Annotated in this window: 22 protein-coding genes; 8 read left to right on the top strand and 14 right to left on the bottom strand. The window is 71.4% G+C overall.

Features of this window, described 5'->3' with window-relative positions; genetic code table 11:
- Nucleotides 1-69 precede the first annotated feature (69 nt).
- Nucleotides 70-645 (top strand): FxsA family membrane protein, encoded by a 576-nt coding sequence (fxsA, locus tag ACIRQ7_RS10365; protein WP_404261487.1) that lies wholly within the window; start codon nucleotides 70-72, stop codon nucleotides 643-645.
- Nucleotides 646-759: 114 nt separating this feature from the next.
- On the opposite strand, the gene ACIRQ7_RS10360 is transcribed toward fxsA, so the two are convergent.
- The 4 genes from ACIRQ7_RS10360 to ACIRQ7_RS10345 all read right to left on the bottom strand — a co-directional run bounded on the left by ACIRQ7_RS10360 (nucleotide 760) and on the right by ACIRQ7_RS10345 (nucleotide 4,402).
- A complete protein-coding gene (locus ACIRQ7_RS10360) occupies nucleotides 760-1,137 on the bottom strand; it encodes an RNA polymerase-binding protein RbpA (RefSeq protein ID WP_026170122.1) in 378 nt (125 codons plus the stop codon).
- A 304-nt stretch (nucleotides 1,138-1,441) separates the two neighbouring features.
- Nucleotides 1,442-2,812 carry an MFS transporter gene (locus ACIRQ7_RS10355; protein ID WP_404261486.1) on the bottom strand — a complete coding sequence of 457 codons (1,371 nt, stop codon included), beginning with the start codon at nucleotides 2,810-2,812 and terminating at the stop codon, nucleotides 1,442-1,444.
- 61 nt (nucleotides 2,813-2,873) lie between these two features.
- On the bottom strand, nucleotides 2,874-3,674 hold the full coding sequence (locus ACIRQ7_RS10350) for a glycerophosphodiester phosphodiesterase family protein (protein WP_404261484.1): 801 nt from the start codon (nucleotides 3,672-3,674) through the stop codon (nucleotides 2,874-2,876).
- A complete protein-coding gene (locus ACIRQ7_RS10345; RefSeq protein ID WP_404261482.1) occupies nucleotides 3,671-4,402 on the bottom strand; it encodes a YitT family protein in 732 nt (243 codons plus the stop codon). The genes ACIRQ7_RS10350 and ACIRQ7_RS10345 overlap by 4 nt, the downstream gene beginning before the upstream one ends.
- A gap of 101 nt (nucleotides 4,403-4,503) precedes the next feature.
- On the opposite strand from ACIRQ7_RS10345, the gene ACIRQ7_RS10340 reads away from it, so the two are divergent.
- Nucleotides 4,504-6,012 carry a PLP-dependent aminotransferase family protein gene (locus ACIRQ7_RS10340; protein WP_404261481.1) on the top strand — a complete coding sequence of 503 codons (1,509 nt, stop codon included), beginning with the start codon at nucleotides 4,504-4,506 and terminating at the stop codon, nucleotides 6,010-6,012.
- Between the two features lie 22 nt (nucleotides 6,013-6,034).
- Here ACIRQ7_RS10340 and ACIRQ7_RS10335 read toward each other — a convergent pair whose 3' ends face one another.
- Both ACIRQ7_RS10335 and ACIRQ7_RS10330 read right to left on the bottom strand, forming a co-directional pair.
- Entirely contained in the window at nucleotides 6,035-7,783 is a 1,749-nt protein-coding gene (locus ACIRQ7_RS10335; RefSeq protein ID WP_404261480.1) for a hypothetical protein, read from the bottom strand.
- Nucleotides 7,784-7,915: 132 nt separating this feature from the next.
- Nucleotides 7,916-8,110, bottom strand: coding sequence for a hypothetical protein (locus ACIRQ7_RS10330; protein ID WP_401476933.1), 195 nt, complete (start codon nucleotides 8,108-8,110; stop codon nucleotides 7,916-7,918).
- Nucleotides 8,111-8,370: 260 nt separating this feature from the next.
- Between ACIRQ7_RS10330 and ACIRQ7_RS10325 the strand changes: the two genes are divergently transcribed.
- On the top strand, nucleotides 8,371-8,790 hold the full coding sequence (locus ACIRQ7_RS10325) for a YchJ family protein (RefSeq protein ID WP_404261478.1): 420 nt from the start codon (nucleotides 8,371-8,373) through the stop codon (nucleotides 8,788-8,790).
- 33 nt (nucleotides 8,791-8,823) lie between these two features.
- Here the strand turns inward: ACIRQ7_RS10325 and ACIRQ7_RS10320 are convergent, their stop codons facing one another.
- Nucleotides 8,824-9,198 (bottom strand): RNA-binding S4 domain-containing protein, encoded by a 375-nt coding sequence (locus tag ACIRQ7_RS10320; protein WP_401476939.1) that lies wholly within the window; start codon nucleotides 9,196-9,198, stop codon nucleotides 8,824-8,826.
- Nucleotides 9,199-9,280: 82 nt separating this feature from the next.
- Nucleotides 9,281-10,480, bottom strand: a complete 1,200-nt coding sequence (locus ACIRQ7_RS10315) for a Ku protein (protein WP_404261476.1) — start codon at nucleotides 10,478-10,480, stop codon at nucleotides 9,281-9,283.
- A gap of 30 nt (nucleotides 10,481-10,510) precedes the next feature.
- Here ACIRQ7_RS10315 and ligD point away from each other — a divergent pair, with 30 nt between their 5' ends.
- A complete protein-coding gene (gene ligD / locus ACIRQ7_RS10310; RefSeq protein WP_404261474.1) occupies nucleotides 10,511-11,410 on the top strand; it encodes a non-homologous end-joining DNA ligase in 900 nt (299 codons plus the stop codon).
- Nucleotides 11,411-11,531: 121 nt separating this feature from the next.
- Here the strand turns inward: ligD and ACIRQ7_RS10305 are convergent, their stop codons facing one another.
- Complete coding sequence (locus tag ACIRQ7_RS10305; RefSeq protein ID WP_404261472.1) at nucleotides 11,532-12,149, bottom strand: hypothetical protein; 618 nt, start codon at nucleotides 12,147-12,149, stop codon at nucleotides 11,532-11,534.
- A gap of 987 nt (nucleotides 12,150-13,136) precedes the next feature.
- Here ACIRQ7_RS10305 and ACIRQ7_RS10300 point away from each other — a divergent pair.
- From ACIRQ7_RS10300 to ACIRQ7_RS10290, 3 genes are all read left to right on the top strand, one after another.
- Nucleotides 13,137-13,997 (top strand): endonuclease I family protein, encoded by an 861-nt coding sequence (locus tag ACIRQ7_RS10300; protein ID WP_404261471.1) that lies wholly within the window; start codon nucleotides 13,137-13,139, stop codon nucleotides 13,995-13,997.
- 321 nt (nucleotides 13,998-14,318) lie between these two features.
- Complete coding sequence (locus ACIRQ7_RS10295; protein WP_404261469.1) at nucleotides 14,319-15,422, top strand: D-alanyl-D-alanine carboxypeptidase family protein; 1,104 nt, start codon at nucleotides 14,319-14,321, stop codon at nucleotides 15,420-15,422.
- 321 nt (nucleotides 15,423-15,743) lie between these two features.
- A complete protein-coding gene (locus ACIRQ7_RS10290) occupies nucleotides 15,744-15,947 on the top strand; it encodes a cold-shock protein (protein WP_401476957.1) in 204 nt (67 codons plus the stop codon).
- Between the two features lie 78 nt (nucleotides 15,948-16,025).
- Here the strand turns inward: ACIRQ7_RS10290 and ACIRQ7_RS10285 are convergent, their stop codons facing one another.
- The 4 genes from ACIRQ7_RS10285 to ACIRQ7_RS10270 form a co-directional block, all read right to left on the bottom strand.
- A complete protein-coding gene (locus ACIRQ7_RS10285; protein ID WP_401476960.1) occupies nucleotides 16,026-16,250 on the bottom strand; it encodes a hypothetical protein in 225 nt (74 codons plus the stop codon).
- Nucleotides 16,251-16,376: 126 nt separating this feature from the next.
- Nucleotides 16,377-16,595, bottom strand: a complete 219-nt coding sequence (locus ACIRQ7_RS10280; RefSeq protein WP_404261467.1) for a hypothetical protein — start codon at nucleotides 16,593-16,595, stop codon at nucleotides 16,377-16,379.
- 422 nt (nucleotides 16,596-17,017) lie between these two features.
- Nucleotides 17,018-17,590, bottom strand: a complete 573-nt coding sequence (locus ACIRQ7_RS10275; protein ID WP_404261465.1) for a GNAT family N-acetyltransferase — start codon at nucleotides 17,588-17,590, stop codon at nucleotides 17,018-17,020.
- 174 nt (nucleotides 17,591-17,764) lie between these two features.
- A complete protein-coding gene (locus tag ACIRQ7_RS10270; RefSeq protein WP_403669598.1) occupies nucleotides 17,765-17,959 on the bottom strand; it encodes an antitoxin in 195 nt (64 codons plus the stop codon).
- A gap of 388 nt (nucleotides 17,960-18,347) precedes the next feature.
- On the opposite strand from ACIRQ7_RS10270, the gene ACIRQ7_RS10265 reads away from it, so the two are divergent.
- Entirely contained in the window at nucleotides 18,348-18,644 is a 297-nt protein-coding gene (locus tag ACIRQ7_RS10265; RefSeq protein ID WP_401476972.1) for a hypothetical protein, read from the top strand.
- A 269-nt stretch (nucleotides 18,645-18,913) separates the two neighbouring features.
- On the opposite strand, the gene ACIRQ7_RS10260 is transcribed toward ACIRQ7_RS10265, so the two are convergent.
- Nucleotides 18,914-21,976: an alpha-mannosidase gene (locus ACIRQ7_RS10260; protein WP_404261464.1), complete on the bottom strand. Its 3,063-nt coding sequence runs from the start codon at nucleotides 21,974-21,976 to the stop codon at nucleotides 18,914-18,916.
- Nucleotides 21,977-22,323: the final 347 nt, after the last annotated feature.

Here is a 22,323-nt window from a genome sequence, read left to right as displayed (position 1 = left end):
GGATCCCGGAATGATCAAAAAGGTGACCTTGGGGCCTGTCGTGCCGATCAGGTCGGGCACACTTGAGGCATGACGTTCGGAGCCACGCCCCCGCCCGGTCCGCAGCCGCCCCGGCGCTCGCGCGCCCGCCGGTTCCTTCCGCTGGGCATCGCCGCCTGGATGGTGCTGGAGGTCTGGCTGCTGATCGTGGTCGCCGGCGCCACGAACGGCCTGACGGTCTTTCTGCTGCTGCTCGGCGGCGTGATCGCCGGCGCGTATGTGATCAAGCGGGCGGGCCGCCGCGCCTGGCGGAAGCTCACCGAGACCCTGCAGGCCGGCGGTGATCCCGCGGCATCGTCCAAGGATCCCGCGGCGGCGGGCGGCGACAACACCCTGCCGATGCTCGCCGGGCTGCTGCTCATGGTGCCGGGCCTGGTGACCGACGTCCTGGGCCTGCTCTGCCTCTTCCCGCCGGTCGGGAAGCTGCTCCACCGCCGCGCTGAGAAGCTGCTGGCCCGCCGGTCGTCCGGGACTCCGGGGACGCTCGGCGATGCCTTCCAGCAGGCGCGTATGCACCGGCCGGACGGCAAGGTCGTCCAGGGCGAGGTCATCCATCACGACGACGACCCGCCGGCCCCGCGCCAGGACCCCCCGCTGACCGGCTGAGGACGGCGCTCGGGACCGCCGGGCAAACGCACAAGGGCCGGGGCCACTGCGAGTGCAGTGGCCCCGGCCCTTGTGCTTGCGTTACTGCGGTACTGCTCTGATGAAGTCCGGCTGTCAGGCGGACTTGCGGTTGCTGTCGCGCGGATGCACGGCAATGTTCATGGTGCCGGAGCGCAGGACGGCCAGCCTTTCGGCCAGCACCTCCTCCAGCTCCTCGCGGGTACGCCGCTCCATGAGCATGTCCCAGTGCGTACGCGCGGGCTTACCCTTCTTCTCCTCAGGGCCGTCGCCATCCACCAGAAGAGAGGGTGCACCGCATACCTTGCACTCCCACTCCGGCGGAATCTCGGCCTCAACCGAGAACGGCATCTCAAATCGATGGCCGTTCTGGCATGCGTACTCCACCGCCTGGCGCGGGGCCAGGTCGATGCCACGGTCGGTCTCGTAGCTGGTCACCACGAGTCGCGTGCCGCGGAGAGCTCGCTCACTCATGAATCGTGCCTCCCGGGCTTGTCGCCCACAGGACAGGTGTCGCTGTCGTCGTCATCCGGTCAACGTCCGGTCGGCGGTGAAGATTCCCGTTGCGGGACATGCGCCCACCCGTCGCCCACCACCGCCCTTGACGGAGGCGCTGTGCGCCGCTGCCTTCCTTCGTGCCGCCCCTTGTTGTACCCACCATCGCCCGGTTTGTCACATCTGGCAGCGAATGTCACCCAGCGCCTCGAATGGTTGAGCGCGCAGTAACGGTCCGCCTGGTGAGCCAAAGGCGTACACTACCGGCCCGCACGCTCCGAACCTAAATCCGGTCGGGTACGGGATTTCCCGCCGCCAGGATCGCCCGCCGTACGGGCACCCTCGCGAGCAGCACGAAACCGACCACGAAGAAGGCCACCAGGGACAGGATCGCGTCCCGGTAGCTCCCGGTCAGCTGGTAGGCCACACCGAACACAAGCGGTCCCAGCCAGCTCACGCCCCGGTCGCTCATCTCGTACGCGGAGAAGTACTCGGCCTCCTTCCCGCGCGGCACCAGATGCGAGAACAACGACCGCGAGAGCGCCTGACTGCCTCCCAGGACCAGACCGATCCCGGCGGCCAGGCCGAAGAACCACACCGGTGCCTTCGCCGGCAGGAAGTACCCCACCGCGATCGTCAGCGCCCACGCCACCAGCGAGCCGAGAACGGTCCGCTGCGCGCCGTACCGCCGGGCGAGCCGCCCCATCAGCAACGCCCCCGCCGCGGCCAGCACCTGCACCAGCAGGATCGCCACGATCAGCGTCGTCTGGTCAAGCTCCAGCTCCTCGGAGCCGTACACCGAGGCCTGGGTGATCACCGTCTGCACCCCGTCGTTGTAGACGAGATACGCCAGGAGGAAGGACAGCGTGAGGGGGTGGCGGCGCATGTGGCGCAGCGTCTCCCGCAGTTGCCGCCAGCCCTGGCCGAGCGGCGCGCCGGCCGCCCCCTTGCCCGGGGGGCCGTCCGCCGCCGCCCGCCGGTCCCGCAGCCGGCGCAGCGGTATGAGGGAGAAGCCGCCCCACCACAGCCCGGCGGAGGCCAGGCAGATGCGTACCGCGGTGCCCTCGCTGACCCCGAAGGAGTCGTGCCCGGCATACAGCGCCAGGTTGGCGACCAGGACGAGGGCGCCGGACGCGTAGCCGAAGGCCCAGCCCCTGGAGGACACCGCGTCCCGTTCGTCGGGCTCGGCTATCTGGGGCAGGAAGGAGTTGTAGAGCATCATCGACACCACGAAGGACACATTCGCGATGACCAGCAGGGCCCCGCCCAGCAGATAGCGCTCGCCGCCCAGGAAGAACATGCCGGTCGTCGCCGCCGCACCTGTATACGCGCAGAAGCCCAGCAGCGGCTTCTTGCGGCCGGTGCGGTCCGCCAGCGCCCCGGCCATGGGCATCGCCAGCACGGACAGCAGCAGTGAGGCCGACACCGCGTACGCGTAGAAGGACCCCGCCCGCACCGGAATGCCCAGGGGATGAACGAAACCGTCCACGTCCGCCGCGGCCTTCGCCACCGAGGTCAAATACGGCCCCAGGAAGACGGTCAGCACGCTCGTCGAATAGACGCTGTTGGCCCAGTCGTACCAATACCAGCCGCGTTGTTCGCGGCGCCGGACGGCTCTTTCCGCCCCGTCCTCGGCCACGGTCTGTGCGCTCACCGCGCCCACCCCCGTCTTCCTGTCCCCGTCACCACGGCACCCGCCGGGCCGCGGGCGGCCCTCAGACCCAGGAGCCGCGCTCGGTCAGCACGGTACGCAGTGTCTCGATGTGATCGGTCATGATGCCATCCACCCCAAGATCCAACAGCGCCGCCATCCGATCGGCCTCATTGACCGTCCAGACATGGACCTGCAGGCCGAACGCATGCGCCGCGCGCAGGAACAGCGCATCGACGACGGGCAGCCCCCACTGGCGTACGGGGACCTGTACGCACGCCGCACCGCGTCGTACCGCCGCGCCCAGCAGCCGGTCCAGCGGCAGCGCACCGCGCCCGTACGAACGCATCCGCAGCCCGGCCACACCACGGGTGCCCAGTGAGGTCGCCAGCCGCGGGCCCGCCCGCCGCTGCGCCCGCGCGACCCGGGCCTCCGAGAACGAGCCGACGCAGACCCGGTCCCAGGCACCGGTCCGGCCCAGCAGCTCCAGCAGCGGGGGCAGTGCGGCCTCCGCCTTGACGTCGATGTTCCAGCGGGCCGACGGGAACTCCTCGAGGAGCTCTTCGAAAAGGGGGAGGGGCTCCCGGCCGGCGACGCGGGCGGTGCGCACCGCCCGCCAGGGGAGGGTGCCGATCGTCCCGCGGGTGTCCGTGACCCGGTCCAGCGTCGCGTCGTGGAAGGCGACGAGCCTGCCGTCCGATGTGGCGTGCACATCGGTCTCCAGATAGCGGTATCCGAGGTCCACCGCGCGCCGGAAGGCGGCCGCGGTGTTCTCCAGACCGTCCGCGGCCCCGCCCCGGTGAGCGAAGGGGAGCGGGGCGGGGTGGTCGAAGTAGCGGTGGCGGGGGCGTATCGCGCGGGTCACTCGGGCAGTATCGCCTGCTCCGGACGGGGGCTTTCACCGGCCACCACCAGTGACGGCTTCGCGGGCAGGCCCTTGATCGCGAAGCGCCGGATGAAGAACTGCGCGAGCGGCCCGATGGCCAGCGCGTAGACGACCGTCCCCACGCCCACGGACCCGCCGAGGAGGTAGCCCGCCGCGAGAACGGTGATCTCGATGGCGGTCCGCACCAGCCGCAGCGGGCGGCCGGTCCGCTGGTGCAGCCCGGTCATCAGGCCGTCCCGCGGCCCCGGCCCGAAGCGGGCGGAGATGTAGAGGCCGGTCGCGGCGCCGTTGAGCACGACGGCGAATGCCAGCAGCGGGATGCGCAGGCCCAGTGAGGCGAGATCGGGCACCACCGCCAGCGTCGCGTCCATCACCAGGCCGAGGATCACCACGTTCGACACCGTGCCGAGCCCCGGACGCTGGCGCAGCGGAATCCACAGCAGCAGGATCAACGCCCCGGAGACGATCGTGACCATGCCGATCGACATCCCCGAGTGGAACGAGAGGCCCTGGTTGAGCACGCTCCACGGCTCCAGGCCCAGCTCGGCACGCAGCATCAGCCCCATGCTCACGCCATAGAGGACGAGCCCCAGGTAGAGCTGGACCAGCCTGCGCGGCAGATGTGCCCGTCGCGTGCTGGATCGCCCGTCGGACGCGGTACCGGCGGTTGGACCGGCCTGCGCGCCGGATTCCTCGGTGATGGACATGACGCTTCCCCCTCCTGGCAGGATTGGACTGACACATGAGACCCTGTGGCATGTAAGGGCTCCGCATTAAGAGCCAATCCGGGGAAGGTGGACTGATTTTCGTGGCCCAGTGGACTTCAGCGGTAGGTGCGCCCCAACTCGCCCGCCTGCTCCGGTCGCAGGACTCACGCGACGTCGAACAGGTCGGCGGCGGCCGACGGTTGCCCGCCTACCGCAGCCTCGCCGACGGCGTACGCCTCCTCGTGCTCGAAGGCCGGGTACCGGTCGCCGCCCGGCTGCCCGCCGAGCGCGAGCTGGCCGGCGCCTTCGGTGTCAGCCGCACCACCGTCGCCGCCGCCTACGAAGCGCTGCGCGCCGAAGGCTTCCTGGAGTCCCGGCGCGGCTCCGGCAGTTGGACCGCCGTCCCGGCCGGCAACCCCCTGCCCACCCGTGGCCTGGAGCCGCTGCCGCCGGAGGCCGCCGGCTCCATGATCGACCTCGGCTGTGCGGCCCTCCCCGCCCCCGAGCCCTGGCTCACCCGCGCCTTCCAGGGCGCCATGTCCGACCTCCCGCTGTACGCCCACACCCACGGCGACTACCCGGCGGGCCTCCCCGTGCTGCGCCAGGCGCTCGCCGACCGCTACACCGCCCGCGGCATCCCCACGATGCCCGAGCAGATCATGGTGACCACGGGCGCGATGGGCGCCGTCGCCGCCATCTGCCGCCTGTGTACGGGCCCCGGCGAGCGGGTGGCCGTCGATTCCCCCTCGTACGCCAACATCCTCCAGCTGATGCGGGACGCCGGCGCCCGGCTCGTCCCGGTCGCCCTCGGCGAGCGGCTGACCGGCTGGGACATCCCCGCCTGGCGCCAGGTCATGCGCGACGCCGCGCCCCGTATGGCGTACGTCGTCGCCGATTACCACAACCCCACCGGCAGCCTGGCGAGCGAGGAGCAGCGCCGCCGCCTTGTCGACGCGGCGCGGTCGGCCGGCACTCTGCTGGTCGTCGACGAGACGATGGTCGAACTCGGGCTGGAGGAGGAGGCCGAACCGCCCCGCCCCGTCTGCGGGTTCGATCCGGCGGGCAGCGCCGTCATCACCGTCGGCTCGGCGAGCAAGGCGTTCTGGGCCGGTATGCGTATCGGGTGGGTGCGGGCGGCGCCGGACATCATCCGCAGCCTGGTGGCCGCCCGCGCCTACTCCGACCTGGGTTCACCCGTCCTCGAACAGCTCGCCATCGCCTCGCTCCTGGAGTCCGGCGGCTGGGAGCAGGCAGTCGAGATCCGCCGCGCGCAGGCCCGCGAGAATCGCGACGCGATCGTCGCCGCGCTGCAACAGCACCTCCCTGACTGGGAGTTCAGTGTGCCGCACGGCGGCCTCACCCTCTGGGCCCGGACCGGCGGGCTCTCCGGTTCCCGTATCGCCGAGGCGGGGGAGCGGCTGGGGGTACGCGTCCCCTCCGGCCCGCGCTTCGGTGTCGACGGTGCCTTCGAGGGGTTCGTGCGGCTGCCGTTCACGGTCAACGGGGCGGTCGCCGAGGAGGCCGCCACCCGGCTGGCGGGCGCCGCGCGGCTGGTGGCCACCGGTGCCCCTGCCGAGTCGGAGACGCGGCAGCACGCCTTCGTCGCCTGACGGCACCCGTGAGGACGGCCGCTCAGCCGTCGGCGCGGGCGGCCTCCGGTGACCCGTTGACCGCCACCTTTCCGGGCGGCTTGACCGTCGTCATGCCGGTTCCGCTCGTCGCGATGGTCGTCGCGGCAACCGGCTCCGCGGCGGCCCTCGCCTCATCGGTGGTGACCGGCTCCGTGTCGGCGTCCGGATCGTCGGCCGGCGCCAGGTCACCGGCCGGTGCGGGTTTGGTGACCGTCACCTGCGGGGTGGCCGGCACCTCGTCGACCGGAACCGTACGCTCCGGCAGCAGCGCCAGTACGGCCTGCCGGTGCGCCTCGCTCGTGGCGTCGTCGAACGGATCCGGGGTGGCGGGCACTTGCAGGCGCAGGACCGGCCCGGTGCCGAGCCGCGCATAGCCGCGCCCCGGCGGCACCTCTGCCGTGGGTGTGGTGTGCGGCGGTGCCCCGAGCACCGCGGCCACCTCTTCCGGTGTGGCCGGCCCGAGCACGATCCGCGCCTTGGTGAGCTTCTTCACGGGATCGCTCAGCAGCTCGGCGCTCTCGAACTGATCGGCCACCACGACCGTGACACCGGCCGCCCGGCCGTGCCGCAGCGGCACCTGGAGCAGCCGCTGCGGATCGTCCCGGCCCTCGGCCGCCGCGACATGGGCGAGCGCCGTCGGCCGGTCCGCGATGATCCACAACGGCCGCCGGGTGTCCTCCGGAGCCGGCCGGCCGGACTGCCGCGCCCGGTTCGCCGCGATCAGCCGCCGCTCGGTCTCGTGCGACGCCCACTCCAGCGTCGCCAGCGCGCCCGACAGTCCGCTCTCCACCCCCATCACACCGCTCCGGCCGGCCAGGCACGCGAACTCGCCGGTGCCGCTGCCGTCGATGATCAGCACATCGCCGTGCTGCAGCACCTGCAGCGCGATCGACCGCAGCAGCGTCGTGGTACCCGTTCCCGGCTGCCCCAGCGCGAGCATATGAGGTTCGGTGGACCGCGGACCGGTACGCCAGACCACCGGCGGCACGTCCCGGGTCCCGTCCCCGTCGGCGACGGGCAGCGTGCGCCGGACGGAGCCGGCATCGGTGAACCCGAGGACCGTCTCACCCGGTGTGGTGACGAACCGCTGTGCGGCGATGTCCGTGGGCAGCGCCCCCAGGACGGTCAGGACCAGCTGATTGGCCGCCTCGTCCCAGGCGAAGTGGTACTCGCGGCCGCGCCCCGATTTGGCGTGCAGCACTTGCTCGATGCGGGCCCGGGACAGGTCCTCACCGTCGGTGAAATACGCCGGATACGTCAGGTGCAGCCTTTCCAGCCGCCCGCTGTCGTCGAAGGTGAACTCGGTGAAGGCCGACTCCCAGTCACCACCGTGGGTGTAGAGAGGGCTGGGGTCACCGTCCACGGAGAAGTACGGCACCAGCGCCTCGTAGAGCGCCCGTAGCCGCTCGCACTCCGCCTCGCCGGGCCCGGTGTCCACCGGAGTCCGCTCGCGCCCCGACCAGGCCGCCGCCCCCATCACCGCGATGAGGGCCAGCAGCGGCCCGTACGGCACCAGCGCCACGACCAGCACACACGCGGCGATGAAGAAGAGCGTCGGGCCGCGGCGCTCCTTGGGCGTCGCGGACCAGCGCTCCCGGCCGAGGGCGGCCAGCCGGCGCAGTCCACGGCTGATGATGATCAGCGGGTGGAACACGTCGGAGGCGTTGTCGGCCGCGCTTCGCGCGAATTCACGGCCGCGCGCGATCGATGCGCGCTCGGTCAGGATGCGGGGCAGGGGGCGCCGGGCCACATCTGTCTCCTGTTGCTCGTGCGGTGATCGTGGGTGGCTCGCCGTGGGATGCGAGCCGGGGGGCGGCCGGCGCACGGAGCCGCCCGGACGGGACATGGAACGGCCCGCTCGGGCGGAACCCGGCACGGCGGGCTAGATTTTGAGCCCTCCAAGGAGGTTCGCCAGGCTCGCGCCGCCTGCCTTGATGCTGGGCGCGATGGCGGAACCCGCCAGATAGAACCCGAAGAGCGCGCAGACCAGGGCGTGGGACAACTTGAGGCCGTCTTTCCGGAAGAAGAGGAAGACGATGACGCCGAGCAGGACGGCGGCGGAAATGGACAGAATCATGGGGGTTCTCTCCTGGGTGGTGGGGACGGTCACCATGAGTTCTTCCAGCCTCACAGCAAGTATCAAGCCATCAAAAGCTGCAAATGGGTGATTTATCGTTGAAACCCCCCAAATGGGCGCAGCCGTAGCGCACGGTTTCCCCCTTTGTGCTGCGCGTGTCGCGGGACGGCGCCGCCGAACGGACCCACCGGGCGGCAGGGGCGGGTACGGCATGGTCACCAGGGGAAGGGCGCGCGCTCCCGGTCCGGCACAATCGGGGGGTGTCGAAGAAGAAACCGCGCCGCCCGGCCGCCGTCACCCCCGCCTCGCCCTGCCCCTGCGGACGCGAGGAGACCTACCGCGACTGCTGCGCCGCCTTCCACCAAGGACGTGCGGACGCCCCCACCGCGGAGCGCCTGATGCGCTCGCGCTACAGCGCCTTCGTCGTCGCCGACACCGGCTATCTGCTGCGCACCTGGCACCCGGACACCCGGCCCGCCGGACTCGACCTCGATTCCGCCCAGCACTGGAGCGGGCTGGAGATCCTCACGACCACCGGCGGCAGCGCGTTCCACACCGAAGGCACCGTCGCGTTCCGCGCGCACTACACCCTGCACGGACACGCCGACAGCCAGGAGGAGCACAGCCGCTTCACCCGCGAGGCGGGCCGGTGGGTCTACGTGGACGCACTGCCGGAGTAGCGGCCCCCCGCCGCAGCCGGCCGCTGCCCTGGCTCACAGGCCGCGCAGCTGGTCGATCTCGCGGCGGTCCCGCTTGGTGGGGCGGCCGGCGCCCCGGTCGCGGTGCGCGATCACCGGGACGTCCTCGCGCGGCGGGGGCGGCGGGCTGTTGTCGACGAAGCACTCCGCGGCGACCGCCGCGCCCACCCGCTTGCGCACCAGCCGGGAGACGACGACGATCCGCTCCCGGCCGGCGTGCCGCAGCCGCACCTCGTCGCCGTTGCGCACCGTGTAGGCGGCCTTCACCCGTTCCCCGTTGACGCGTACGTGCCCCGCGCGGCAGGCCGCCGCGGCCAGCGCACGCGTCTTGGTGAGCCGCACGGACCAGATCCAGCTGTCGATGCGGGTGGTCCCCTCGTCTGAAGCCATGCCACGACTCTAGAACCCGGGCGGGCGACGAGAGGCAGGACCGCGGCCGCGGGCGCTGTTTTGCGGGCCGGCGCCGCCGTCCTTACGCCGACGCCCGCTTGCCCGACTTGGCTGCCGAGGTCTTCTTCGCGGCCTTCTTTCCCGCCCTGCTCCCGGCAGCTTTCCCCGTCCCGGTTTCCTTGCCCGCACCGGCCTGCTTCTTCGCCCCGGCCTGTCGGGTGCCGCTCTTCTGCGTGGCGCTCGCGGAGTCGCCCGAGGCCCCCTTCGACGCGCCGTGCGCGGTGGTCTTGGACGTCGCCTTCGATGTGCCGCTCGTGGCCTTGGGGGAGGCGGCGGTCTTCTTCGCCGTGGAACCGGTGGTCTTGCGCGCCGGCCCGCTCCCCGCGGTGGTCTTCCTCGCCGCGGCAGTCTTCTTCTCCGCCGTCTTCTTCGTGCCGCTCCGCTTGCCGCCGCGCAGGGACGTCACCGACGCCGGTTTCGCCCCGGACGAGCCGCCGCCGTCCCCCTCGCCCGCCTGCGTCGCCTGCACGCTCTTCTCCAACGCCGCCATCAGGTCGATGACCTGGCCGCCGGAGGTGTCCGCCTCCGGGGCGGCTACTTCGCCGCCCTCCAACTTCGCCGCGACCAGCTGCTCGACCGCCTCGCGGTAGTCGTCGTGGAGCTCGGCGGGATCCAGCTCGCCCAGGGAGTCCATCAGGGTCTCGGCGAGGGTGAGTTCGTTCTCGCGGATCTCGACGTCGTCGGGCGCGATCCCGGTCGCCGGCCGCATCTGGTCGGGCCACAGCAGGGCGTGCATCACCAGCGCCCCGTTGTGTGCCCGCAGCATGGCCAGACTCTCCCGCCCGCGCATCGACACCTTGCCGATCGCGACCTTCCGGTGGTGCTCCAGTGCCTCCCGCAACAGCGCGTACGGCTTGGCCGCGGCGAGCCCGTTGGGCCCCAGGTAGTACGCCTTGTCCATCTGCAGCGGATCGATCTCGCCGGGATCCACGAACGACAGGATTGCCAGCGTCTTCGCGGTCGGCAGCGGGAGCCGGGACAGATCGTCGTCGGTGATCGGCACGATGGCGTCGTCATCCGGCGCCTGGTAGCCCTTGCCGACCTCTTCGTTCGGGACTTCCTCGCCGTCCAGCTCGCAGATCTTGCGGTAATGGATCTGCCCGCCGTCCTTCTCGTGGACGCGTACGAACGAGACCGACGAGGTGCGGTCGGTGGCGCTGTAGGTCTTCACGGGAATGGTGACCAGGCCGAAGGAAATAGACCCATTCCATACAGATCGCATGATTCATCCCTTGTGTGGGATTCTCATCGTATGTCGCCGATCACCGTCGTGGAGGGGCGGCGCCTCTCGCTGACCAACCTGGACAAGGTCCTCTATCCCGAGACCGGCACCACCAAGGGCGAGGTGCTGCACTACTGCACCGTCACCGCCGGTGCGCTCCTGGCGCACCTCCACGACCGGCCGGTCTCCTTCCTGCGCTACCCCGACGGGCCGGACGGCCAGCGTTTCTTCACCAAGAACGTGCCGCCCGGCACACCCTCCTGGGTGAAGACCTGCCTGGTCCCCCATACGACCTCGAAACTCACCCGGCAGGTCCTGCTCCAGGACCTCGCCTCGCTCGTCTGGGCCGCGAACCTGGTCGTCGAACTGCACGCCCCGCAGTGGACCGGCGACGCTCCGGGCTCCGCCGACCGACTCGTCCTCGACCTGGACCCCGGCGAACCGGCCACCATCGTGGAGTGCTGCGTCGCCGCCCAGTGGCTGCACGACCGGCTGGCCGCCGACGGCCTGCACGTCTTCGCCAAGACCAGCGGCTCCAAGGGCCTGCACCTCATCGCCCCCATCGAGCACACCCCGTCGGAGCAGGTCACCGCCTACGCCAAGGCCCTCGCCGTGGAGGCCGAAGCGGCACTCCCCGACCTCGTCGTGCACAGAATGACCAAGGCGCTGCGCCCCGGAAAGGTCTTCATCGACTTCTCGCAGAACGCCGCCGCCAAGACCACGGCAGTGGCCTACACCCTGCGCGCCCGCGCCACCCCCACCGTCTCCACCCCCGTCACCTGGGACGAGATCGCCGCCTGCACCGACCCGGCCCAACTCTCCTTCCTCTTCCACGACATCGCCCCCCGCCGCGAACGCCACGGCGACCTGCTCGGCCCCCTCCTCAACCTCAACCGTGCCCGACCGCTCCCGAGGAGACCTTCCGCGTAGCGGCGACCGGCGGTGACTCAGAGCGACGCGCGACGGCCGCGGACGCCGACCGGTCGCCGCTTGTGGCCGCCGCGTACGCCGTCACCGTCGGACCCGGGCTGCGCCCGCAGGCGGGGCCCGGTCAGAACGGCCGGGGCCGGGCCCGTTCCGAGCCCTGTGCGGCTGCGCCGATCCAGCTGATGACGGCCGTGACCGTGGCCTCGTCGAGGTGGGCGATCTGGTGCACGGCCGCCGAGTCGCCGGTCACCGGGGCCACGCCGGCCGCGGTGAGCGCCGCCTGGATGTCCAGCCGCCGCAGGTCCGGCGTCGACACCCGGGGCGCCGGCCGGTCCTCGGGGAGGAAGGGCGGCCGGGGGGCCGGGGCCGGGGGGAGGTACGGGGGCCGGTCGGCCGCACGCGGTGCGCCAGAGATCCGGTCCTCCGGGCGCGGAGGCGGGAGGAAGCGTTCCGTCTGCGGGGGCGACAGCAGCAGAGTGTCGTGGAGGACTGCGTCCGGCTGCGCGGACGGGGCGAGGCGCTCGTCCGGGCGCGGGGGAGCGAGCTCGTAGTCCGGAAGTGCCTCGATGTCCGACGCGGCCCCGAATTCCGGCAGCGCCCCGTAGCCCGGCATGGCGCGGTAGTCCGGCGTCGCCCCGTAGACCGAGGTGGCGCGGTGGCGGGCCGACGGTGCGCGGCCGCTGCCGGACGCGTCCGTCCAAGGGCTGGTGCTCTTCGGGGGCTGTTCGCAGTACAGCGACATCAAGGGCCTCCACAGCTCGCGATCCCGAGTAGGTGTCAGGTCTTGTGAAGCCGAGCCGTGCCTCTCCGGTTGCGCGGGCGGCAGCGGTTCACCCGATGAGAGCAGCGGGGGCGACCGGGGTGCGGGCGAGGCGAGGTGCGCTCGTGAGCGGTCGGCTCGACGCTCGGTGTGCTGTCGCCGGAACCGTTCTGAACTGATCGGTCCCGTATCGGTGGAGTCCCTGACCGGAGCGGGGAACCGGGGGAACCCGGGAACGGGGGGGACGGGGCTGTTCGGGGGCGGCGGTTGGCGCACTCGACCTGACCTGACCTGCCTTGCTCCTTCGGGAGCTCCCTATCGGGCGCCTCGTCGGGCTTTCCCCGCGCCCCTCGTGGGGCTCCGGAGATGTCCATCCGCGTTCAACGGCGCGGCACTGTCGCGCAGTTGGTGAATTCGATGCACTCCTCCTTCATCGTTCTCGGCGTCATCGTCGACTCCTCGCTCGGTGGGCTCGCCCTCAACGCCGCCGCCATGCGGGCCTGTTGTGGCTCGGCGCCGTACTCACGGTGGCCGGGAACGGCACGCTGCTCCCGGATCTCCTCCGCCGTACGGGCCGGTCCGCGGCCGCGACTGCCACCGCCGCCACTTCTCCCTCCCCCTCCGCTGCGTCCGCGGAGTCCCGCGAGGCGGGTGTGGCGGGTTCCTGACGGTGGATCGGGTGACGGGAAGCTATGGATACTTGGCCGCCTATACCAGCCAATGGTGTCAATTGCCGCTGCCTGTGCAGAAAATGGCGGAAACAGCGGGAGGATGGACCGGAGTTGACGAGGTGATTCCGCCCGGATTCGACGGCCACCACAATCTGATCACACAATCCTCTCTTGCCGTTCACACTGTGGTGATTACTCCGATGGAAAGCTGCCAGCGGCCGTCCACCCAGCGGCCGGCGCCGGCCGCGCCCCCACATCTTGCGGCCGGGTGCCACATTTTCGGGGAGAGGACACATCCGTGGACCACACCCATGTGACCCGTCGCGGTCGTATCGCGCTGGCCGTAGCCGCCGGAACCGTATTGGTGGCGGTGGGCGCGCAGATCCCGGCCACCGCCCATCCGGCCGGCCACGCCGGTGCCGCCGACGCGTCGGCCGCCCAGCGCTCGTCCCTATCCACCGGCGCCTATGACGACACCTACTACAAAGACGCCATAGGAAAGACCGGACCCGCCCTCAAGGACTCGCTGCACCAGATCATCAGCAGCACCCAAACCGGAAAGCTGTCGTACTCCCAGGTCTGGGACGCCCTCCAGGACACCGACGAGGACCCGAAGAACTCCGCGAACGTCATCCTGCTCTACACGGGACGCTCCCAGAGCAAGGAGGCCCATGGCAGCGAGCCGGACCAGTGGAACCGCGAGCATGTCTGGGCGAAGTCGCACGGTGACTTCGGGACCGCGACCGGGCCGGGCACCGACATCCACCACCTGCGCCCGGCGGACGTGTCCGTCAACAGCACCCGTGGCAACAAGGACTTCGACAAGGGCGGCACGGAGGTCGGCGAGGCTCCGGGCAACTACACCGACGACGACTCGTTCGAGCCCCGCGACGCGGTCAAGGGCGACGTCGCCCGCATGATCCTCTACATGGCGGTCCGCTACGACGGTGAGGGCGGATTCCCCGACCTGGAGCCGAACGACAAGGTCGACAACGGCTCCCAGCCGAACATCGGCCGGCTCTCGGTCCTGAAGACGTGGAGCCAGCAGGACCCGCCGGACACCTTCGAAGAGCACCGCAACCAGGTGATATTCGACAAGTACCAGCACAATCGGAACCCGTTCATCGACCACCCCGAGTGGGTCAACGAGATCTGGTAGGCCCCATCCCGTAGGGAGGCCGCATCCCGGAGGCCGGGGCGTCACCATGGTCCGCAGCGGACCGGGTGGCGCCCCGCGCCACTCCGGCCGATGCCTCGTCACACCTGCACCTCGGCGCCCGGATCCGGCGGCGCGCCGATAGGTCGAGCGCGCCGTTGACCGGATGGAGTACGACAACCGGCGCCCGGCCGGGGACCTTCTTAGCTTGGGATCATGTCCTCAGCAAGGTGCCTTCCCGTCAGAGCCGCGACCGTAGCGGCCGTTTGCGCCGCCACCGTGTTGGCCACGTCCGCCCCGGCATTCGCCGATGGCCCCTACGGCATGGATGACCTGCGAGGCGTCCACCCGGCCGGCGCCGGAAGCCGCCTCGACGGCAACGGAGTGCAGTTCCTTCCGAAGCCCGGTGTGTCCCCTCCGCCCGGCGTCTCGGCCCTGTCGTGGATGGTGAGCGACGTCCGGAGCGGCAAGATCCTCGCCGCCAAGGCCGCCCACCGGCAGCTGCCGCCCGCCAGCACCCTCAAGACGCTGTTCGCCGTGACCCTCCTCCCGAAGTTCCCGCAACGGGCACGATGGATCGTGTCCAACGAGGACCTGGTCGGCATCGAGGCGGGCAGCTCCCTTGTGGGCATCAAGGAGGGCGGTCGGTACAGCGTCGCCGATCTGTGGAACGGCGTCTTCCTCAGTTCCGGCGGCGACGCGGTGCACACCCTCGCGACCATGAACGGTGGCTGGAAGAAGACCGTCGCGGACATGCAGGCCATGGCGAAGCGGCTCGGCGCACGCGACACCGCCGTGAGATCCGCGGACGGCTTCGACGCGCCGGGCCAGCACTCCTCCGCCTACGACCTGTCCCTCTTCGGCAAGGCCGGGCTGACCAACCGGGACTTCGCCCGCTTCGCCTCGACGAAGTGGGCCCGCTTCCCCGAAGCCGGCGGCAAGGACGCCTTCGGCATCCAGAACACCAACCGGCTGCTCGTCGGGGCGCGCGGCGTCGAGGCGTACCGCGGCCTGATCGGCGTGAAGAACGGCTACACCACCCAGGCCGGCAACACCTTGGTCACCGCCGCCCAACGCAACGGACGCACCCTCCTGGTGACGGTCATGAACCCGCAGTCCGGAACCGAGAACGCCGTGTACGACGAGACGCGGTCCCTGCTGGACTGGGGATTCGCCGCAGCTCCGCGCGCCGCGGCCGTCGGCATGCTCCCCACCCCGTCACCCGCCGGGCCCCGGAACGAAGCGGGCAACGCCGTCCGTACGGCGCATGGCGGGCAGCTGCCCGCGGGGGAGCGGAGAACCGGCTCGCCCGCCCCGTTCCTGTGGACGCTGACGGCCGTCGGGGTGGTCTCGCTCGCCGGGCTCGGTGCGGGCATGTGGTGGCGCAGAAAGCAGCGCGGACCGGCGGACCCCGGGACGCCTGCCTGATGGTCTTCGCCCGGTGCCTGCGGCCCGCAGTGGCGTGGACCGCGCTCCGTTGTCGTACACCCGTCCGACCCGTCGTGTATCCGGAGGAACCCGTTATGACCTTGCCTGGTGAACGATGACGCGTCTGCCACGGTTGTGGTGACTGCCGGGCGTCGCTCGGTGTAGCGTCCTGATCAGCTGTCGTGGTTCCGAAGTGCCGGGCGCCCGTGTCGCATTCACGGGCGCTCGTGCTGTGCAGTGCTTCTCCGGACCAGGGCGATCACCTCCGGGTTCCGCGGTACGCGGAAGCCGATTCAAGCCCCTTGAACGAAGGAGACAGGTATGGCTACCGGCACGGTGAAGTGGTTCAACGCGGAAAAGGGCTTCGGTTTCATCGCGCAGGACGGCGGCGGCGCCGACGTCTTCGCGCACTACTCGAACATTGACGCCCAGGGCTTCCGCGAGCTGCAGGAGGGCCAGAAGGTGACCTTCGAGGTCACGCAGGGCCAGAAGGGCCCCCAGGCGGAGAAGATCCGCCCGGCCTGATCAGGCCGCCCACCACGGCGCCCGCTCCCCGTGTGGGGGGCGGGCGCCGTCGTGTGTGGGGCCGGGTGGGAGTGCCGATCAGGACGGTGTGCCGGAGTCGCCCGGTGGTACGGGCATCATGGCTGCTGCGTTTCCGGTTTCGCCGTGGCCGGGGACGGTGCGGCCGTCGGCGGCCCACTGCTCGGCGAGTTCGCGGAAGATCGGGGTGTCCGCCGGCTGGCGGATCGTTTCTGCACTGACGCGTACCCACTGCGGCTGGTGCGCTTCGCCTGCCGGGTGTCCCACTGGTGCTGTCGCGGCCATACCCACTCAACGGAGTAACGCCCCCTCCGGTCACGCGCGCCGGTAGGCACCCGGGCCGCGCCGCGAGGCCTCCGGGCAGCTTCGGGGCCGCCTACGGCTGGGTGCCGGGTCGCTGACGTCGTCGCCTCACCAGGTGAGGAAGTGCGGATCGGCGTGGGGTGCGGGTGCCGTGCGGGCCCGGCCCGGAAACGACGGGACGGCGGCCGCGGCCCATGAGGCCCGGGACGAGGACTCGCTGGGGACGGCAGCCGTCCTGGCCGACCAGGCGAGCCATCGGACCACCGTGGTGACCGCCCCGGCATCCAGCTGCGCGAGCGTACGGAGAACGCCACGGGCCTCAGGCATCCGGGGGACCCCCAAGATTGGTCAACTTGGCTTGCAGCGCGAGGCGTTGAGCATCCGCGGTGGCCAGTCACGGGCGCGCAGGGGCACCGGCGTCGGCGGCGGGCGACGAGGACGCCGCGCGGGGGGCGGCGAAAGGAGCGGACGGAGCGGGCATCGGCCGGTGCGGTGCGTCGGCGGACGGTGCCGGTCGGGCCGTCGTCGGGGTATCGCACATACGGATCGCCTCCTGGTGGGTTGGCTCACTGCCGCCGCGTCGGGTGCAGCCGCGCGGGGGTGCGGCGACCGGGTGCGGTGACCGACTGCCCGGTGGCACGTCTGGCGGCCGGTGCGGGGGTTGCGTCACGGGGGCAGGATCACCCGATCGGCCGCGAGGGCGGTGCGGGCCGCTCGTGCGGGCGGAGCCGGACCGCCGTGGGCGTGGCTCAGGCGTGGCGGTCGTTGAGGATCTTCTGGAAGAGAGAGTGGTCGCGCCAGGCGCCGTTGATGTGCAGATAGCGCTCGGCGGTGCCGTAGTGGGTGAAGCCGCACTTGGCCAGGACGCGTGGGGAGGCGTGGTTGTCGGGGAGGGTGCCGGCCTCGATCCGGTGCAGGCCCAGTTCCTCGTCGGCGACCACGCACACCGCGTTCAGCGCCGCGGTGGCGAGGCCCCGGCCCGATTGGCCCGCGGCGATCCAGTAGCCCACGCCGGCGCTGCGGAGCGGACCCAGCACGATGGGGGAGAGGGTGATCGTGCCGACGAATTCGGGATCGGTACCGGCCTCGGCCTCCTGCACCAGGACCCACGGCACCAGCCGGCCCGCATGCTGCTCGGCAAGCTGGTCGCGCAGGCGCCTCGACTGGCCCTCGGGAGTGAAGAAGCCCTCGTCCCGGCGCGGCTCCCAGGGGCGGAGGTGGTCGCGGTTGCGCCCGTAGGCCCGGGAGAGACCGGCGGCATCTTCCGGCGCTGCGGGGCGCATGAGGATGTCGGGGGTCAGTCGCACGGGGATGAAGGCCATCCCGTCAGCCTGATTGCGGGTCGCGGGGCGGAGCAGGCGAATTCACCACCGCTCCAGGCCTGACCTCCGCGTCGCATGGGGCATACATGGCACCGCGCGGGCGCGTCGATCGGTGCGCCCGCTACGGAGCCGAGGGGGGCGGCCGCTGCCCGAAGGCGATGCGCCGCCCCGCGATCAGGACTGCGGCGGCTTGCCCTCGTCCCCCTGCCTGCCGAACTGGTCCTTGAGCTTGTCCTGGGCCTGGTCGACCTGGCCGCTGTACTTGCCCTGGGTCCTGCCGTCGACGAAGTCGCCGGCCTTGTCGACGCCCTTCTCGGTCTGGGCTTCGTGGCCCTTGAGCATGCTCTTGAGCTTGTCCATCATGGACATGTGTGATCCTCCTAGGCACGGTCCCCCACCACTCCAGCATCACCCCCTGCCCGGTGATCTGCATCCGCGCGGTGCGGGCGACGGCGCCGGACAGGAGCGGCGGCTCGACAAGGGGGGGACAGTGCAGGAAGTGCCCGGGATCAGGGCCCGTGCCAGGCGCTTGCGGTGACTCGGGCTGGTCGCTGGGGGCTCTTGAGCTTCGCGCGGCTTCCGTGGACGGCGACGGCTCAAGGAGGCAACGGCGCCTCCGTCTCCGGCTCCGCGACGCCGAGCCCGCGGCCCGTAGCGCTCACTCCTCCTACGGGGGCGGCCTCCCTTGTCCCGTCGGCACGGCACCGGACGGCTCGTTCGACCTGCGCGGACGCGCGGTCCGGCTGAGAATGCAGCGGTGAGCGATGAACACCGCAGTGCCGATGACGCCGCGCCTCGCCCCATGCCCGGTGACGAGGAACGACGGCTCGCCAGGAAGACGCTGGCCGGCCGCGCGCGGGATGCGGACGATCTGTCTCTGCTGATGGACATGCTGGACCTGGACCCCGGCCGGGACCCACGCCATGAAGCGGCGCACGGCCACGAACCGGGCGCTCACGGGCCCGAGACGGGCCGCACCGGACGTGAGCGTCGGCATCACACCCGCCGCGACACCTGCCGCGACGCGCGCTCGCGCTCAGCGGACCCCGGGTGACGTGCGGACGGGGCGACCGCGGTGCCGAGACGTGACGTGACGTGCCTGCCCTGAGCTCGGTGACATCTCCCGCCGCGCTGCTGCCAGTTCGGCCCTGCGGGACCTCGCCCGCGAAGACAACCGCGGGAGCGAGACATGGTTCCTCGCCGTCCTCGCCGTCCTCGCCGACCTCGCCGACCTCGCCGACCTGCGGGAGTGGCTGCGAGGCTGGCGCCGCTACGGCGTGATCCGGCCCGCGCATACCTGCGCGGGCCGGGCGCGGGCCGCCGCTACAGGGCCGCCTGGGTGCTCGGGTCGCCGTCCGCCCTGCTGAGCCGCAGGGTGACGATCTGGAAGGGGCGGAGCGCCATCCGTACGGTGTTTCCCTCCCGCTCGATGGTGGGGCCGTCGGTGGTCGGTCGTTCGAGGAGGTCGGTGGTGAGGGCACCGGCGAGGTCGAAGGCGGTGGTCAGGGTGGCCCTGGCGCGGCCACCGTGTGCCTCGTGGAGGCGGATGACCACATCGCCGCTCGCGTCGTCGGCGAGCTTGACCGCGGTGACCACCGCGGCGTCGTTGTCGACCGTGACCAGGGGCGCCACTGTCCGGGCCCCGGTGATCCGGCGTTCGGGGAGGTTGATGCGGTGCCCTTCGCGTACGGCGTCGCCGATCGTGGCTCCGGGGGCGAGGGCGTAGCGGAAGTGGTGTCGGCCCTGGTCGGTCTCCGGGTCGGGGAAGCGCGGGGCGCGGAGCAGCGAGAGCCGGACGGTTGTGGTGGTGCCACGGTCGCCGTCGTCGCGGACGGTGCGGCTCACGTCATGGCCGTAGGTCGCGTCGTTGACCAGGGCGACGCCCCAGCCCGGCTCCGCCACGTGGACGAAGCGGTGCGCGCATGCCTCGAACTTGGCTGCCTCCCAGCTGGTGTTGGTGTGGGTGGGCCGGTGGAGATGCCCGAACTGGGTTTCCGCGGCGTAGCGTTCGGCGTGGATGTCCAGGGGGAAGGCGGCCTTGAGGAACTTCTCGGTCTCGTGCCAGTCGACCTCGGTGTCGATGTCCAGGCGCCGCTGACCGCGCGCCAGTGTCAGGGTCTGTACGACGCGTGAGTGCCCGAAGGAGCGGGCCACGCGGACGGTGGCGGCCTGCGTCGATGCCTCGTCGAGCGTGACCTCGTCCGCCTCGGTGAGGTCGGTGACGACGTTCCGGTAGAAGGCGTCCACGTCCCAGGCGTCCCACATGTTCGGGAAGTCCGGGTGGATCTGGAGCAGGTTCGCGGCCCCGCCGGGGGCGACGGTTTCCCGGTCGGCGGCGATGTCGTGGGCGGAGACGACCAGGCCGCGGTCGTCGATCTCGATCCGCAGCAGGCCGTTGGAGAGGAGGTAGCCCCCACCATCGCGGACCCCGGCGGCTACCTCGGGGCCTTCGGCCACCGCCGGCCCGGCCGCTCCGGCCGCGACGCCCGCGCGGGAGTGCGGCGCCGAGTTCACCACCAGCGACTCGCCGCCGCGGCCGGCCAGCGCGGTGAGCGCGGAGCCGATGATGCCCTCCAGCTCGGCGGCGACCGCCGCGTAGGTCCGCTCCGCCTCGCGGTGCACCCAGGCGATGGAGGAGCCGGGCAGGATGTCATGGAACTGGTGCAGCAGCACCGTCTTCCAGATCCGGTCCAGGTCGGCGTACGGATACGGGTGTCCGGCCGTTGCGGCGGCGGTGGCCGACCAGAGTTCCGCCTCGCGCAGGAGCTGTTCGCTGCGGCGGTTGCCCCGCTTGGTCCGCGCCTGGCTGGTGAGGGTCGCGCGATGCAGTTCCAGATACAACTCACCGACCCACACCGGTGCTTGAGGGTATTCGGCCTCCGCCTTCGCGAAGAAGTCGGCGGGCTTCTCCCACTCCACCACCGGCGAGCCGTCCAGGTCGCGCAGCCTGCGCGCCTTGGCGATCATCTCGCGCGTGGTGCCGCCGCCACCGTCGCCCCATCCGGTCGGCGCGAGCGAGTGGCGGGCCGCGCCCTTGTCCTTGAAGTTCCGCGCGGCGTGCGCGATTTCGCTGCCCGCCATCTGGCAGTTGTAGGTGTCGACGGGCGGGAAGTGGGTGAAGATCCGGGTGCCGTCGATGCCCTCCCAGCGGAAGGTGTGGTGCGGGAACGCGTTGATCTGACTCCAGGAGATCTTCTGCGTCAGCAGCCATTTCGACCCGGCGGACCGGATGATCTGCGGCAGCCCGGCGGCGAATCCGAAGGTGTCCGGCAGCCACGCCTCGTCGTTCTCCACGCCGAACTCTTCCAGGAAGAACCGCTTGCCGTGCACGAACTGCCGGGCCATCGCCTCCGACCCGGGCATATTGGTGTCCGACTCCACCCACATACCGCCCGCGGGGACGAACCGCCCGTCCGCCACCGCCTTCTTGACCTTGGCGTACACCTCGGGCCGGTGCTCCTTGATCCAGGCGTACTGCTGCGCCTGCGACATCGCGAAGACGAACTCCGGCTCGTCCTCCAGCAGCGCCGTCATGTTCGACGTCGTCCGCGCCACCTTGCGGACCGTCTCGCGCAGCGGCCACAGCCAGGCGGAGTCGATATGCGCGTGCCCCACCGCGCTGATCCGGTGCGCGGACGCGCCCGCGGGCGCCGCCAGCACCTCCCGGAGTTCGGCACGTGCCGCCGTCGCCGTCCCGTTGACGTCCTGGAGGTCCACGGCATCCAGCGCCCGGCCCACCGCACGCAGCAGTTCCCAGCGACGCGGGCTTTCCACCGCGAGCTCCACCATCAACTCGCCGAGAACTTCGAGGTCCTGGATCAGCTCCCACACCTCGGTGTCGAACACCGCGAGGTCCATCCGTGCCAGCCGGTACTGCGGCGTATCCCCGGCCGTCTCCCGGTCTCCCAACGGGGTGGGCAAGAAGGGGTGGACATCGAGGATGACCGGGTTGGACGCGGCCTCCAGATGCCATTCGACGCGCTCACCGCCATGGACCGGCGCGCCCACCCGAACCCACTGATTGCGCGGATTGATGGCTTTCAGCGGAGTGCCGTCAGGGGTGTAAACGAGCGCCTCGCACTGGAAGCCAGGCATCCGCTCGTCGAATCCCAGGTCCAGCACCGCCTCGATGGTGCGGCCGGCCCAGGCCGCCGGCACGTCCCCCCGTACCTTGAACCAGGTCGTCGCCCAGGGCGCGCCCCACGCCTCGCCCACCGCCATCGGCGTATGAGTGGCGGACAGCCCTTCCGCGACGGGCACCGGTTCGCCCGGCGCGACCCACGCCGCGACCTCCAGGGGCACCGATTCCGGGTAGAGGGCGGGGCGGATCCGCTCGTCCAGCACTCGCTTCAGGCGGGCTTCGACCAGGGCGCGATCGTCATGCACGGGAGGGCTCCATCTGTCGGAGAGGGGTGAGGGGTGGGGCTTGCGGTGATCGATGTGCGGGTGGGCGGTCCCGTGAGGCGCGAGATCGCCAATAGCACAGAGTTTCCAGGGGCGTTGCTCCGTCATTCGCGGGGTCCGCGGCCGAGAACAGTTCGTCCACGACCCGGACCTCGGCCTGGAGGGACGGCTCGCTCTGTGTACGTCGGATCCCGGGTACGTGGCCCGCCGTACCGCAGGTGACGTCCAGGAACTGACGTGTGTCGTCCGCGGGGTGGCGATGCGTCGCGTCCTGGCGGGCCGGGCCGGCGGCGCGTTGCGGGTCCGGGCGCACGGAGGGCGCGCCGGCC

The organism is Streptomyces sp. NPDC101393 (assembly GCF_044767385.1).
Classification (GTDB): domain Bacteria; phylum Actinomycetota; class Actinomycetes; order Streptomycetales; family Streptomycetaceae; genus Streptomyces.
Note: the sequence above shows the minus strand (reverse complement) of the source record. Positions and strands in the feature narration are given on the sequence as shown.

Bases quoted from the DNA above. Each gene is read 5' to 3' on its own strand.
- fxsA (WP_404261487.1), top strand. From the start codon at position 70: ATGACGTTCGGAGCCACGCCCCCGCCCGGTCCGCAGCCGCCCCGGCGC.
- ACIRQ7_RS10360 (WP_026170122.1), bottom strand. From the start codon at position 1,137: ATGAGTGAGCGAGCTCTCCGCGGCACGCGACTCGTGGTGACCAGCTAC.
- ACIRQ7_RS10345 (WP_404261482.1), bottom strand. From the start codon at position 4,402: ATGTCCATCACCGAGGAATCCGGCGCGCAGGCCGGTCCAACCGCCGGT.
- ACIRQ7_RS10330 (WP_401476933.1), bottom strand. From the start codon at position 8,110: ATGATTCTGTCCATTTCCGCCGCCGTCCTGCTCGGCGTCATCGTCTTC.
- ACIRQ7_RS10320 (WP_401476939.1), bottom strand. From the start codon at position 9,198: ATGGCTTCAGACGAGGGGACCACCCGCATCGACAGCTGGATCTGGTCC.
- ACIRQ7_RS10315 (WP_404261476.1), bottom strand. From the start codon at position 10,480: ATGCGATCTGTATGGAATGGGTCTATTTCCTTCGGCCTGGTCACCATT.
- ligD (WP_404261474.1), top strand. From the start codon at position 10,511: ATGTCGCCGATCACCGTCGTGGAGGGGCGGCGCCTCTCGCTGACCAAC.
- ACIRQ7_RS10305 (WP_404261472.1), bottom strand. From the start codon at position 12,149: ATGTCGCTGTACTGCGAACAGCCCCCGAAGAGCACCAGCCCTTGGACG.
- ACIRQ7_RS10295 (WP_404261469.1), top strand. From the start codon at position 14,319: ATGGATGACCTGCGAGGCGTCCACCCGGCCGGCGCCGGAAGCCGCCTC.
- ACIRQ7_RS10290 (WP_401476957.1), top strand. From the start codon at position 15,744: ATGGCTACCGGCACGGTGAAGTGGTTCAACGCGGAAAAGGGCTTCGGT.
- ACIRQ7_RS10285 (WP_401476960.1), bottom strand. From the start codon at position 16,250: ATGGCCGCGACAGCACCAGTGGGACACCCGGCAGGCGAAGCGCACCAG.
- ACIRQ7_RS10280 (WP_404261467.1), bottom strand. From the start codon at position 16,595: ATGCCTGAGGCCCGTGGCGTTCTCCGTACGCTCGCGCAGCTGGATGCC.
- ACIRQ7_RS10275 (WP_404261465.1), bottom strand. From the start codon at position 17,590: ATGGCCTTCATCCCCGTGCGACTGACCCCCGACATCCTCATGCGCCCC.
- ACIRQ7_RS10270 (WP_403669598.1), bottom strand. From the start codon at position 17,959: ATGTCCATGATGGACAAGCTCAAGAGCATGCTCAAGGGCCACGAAGCC.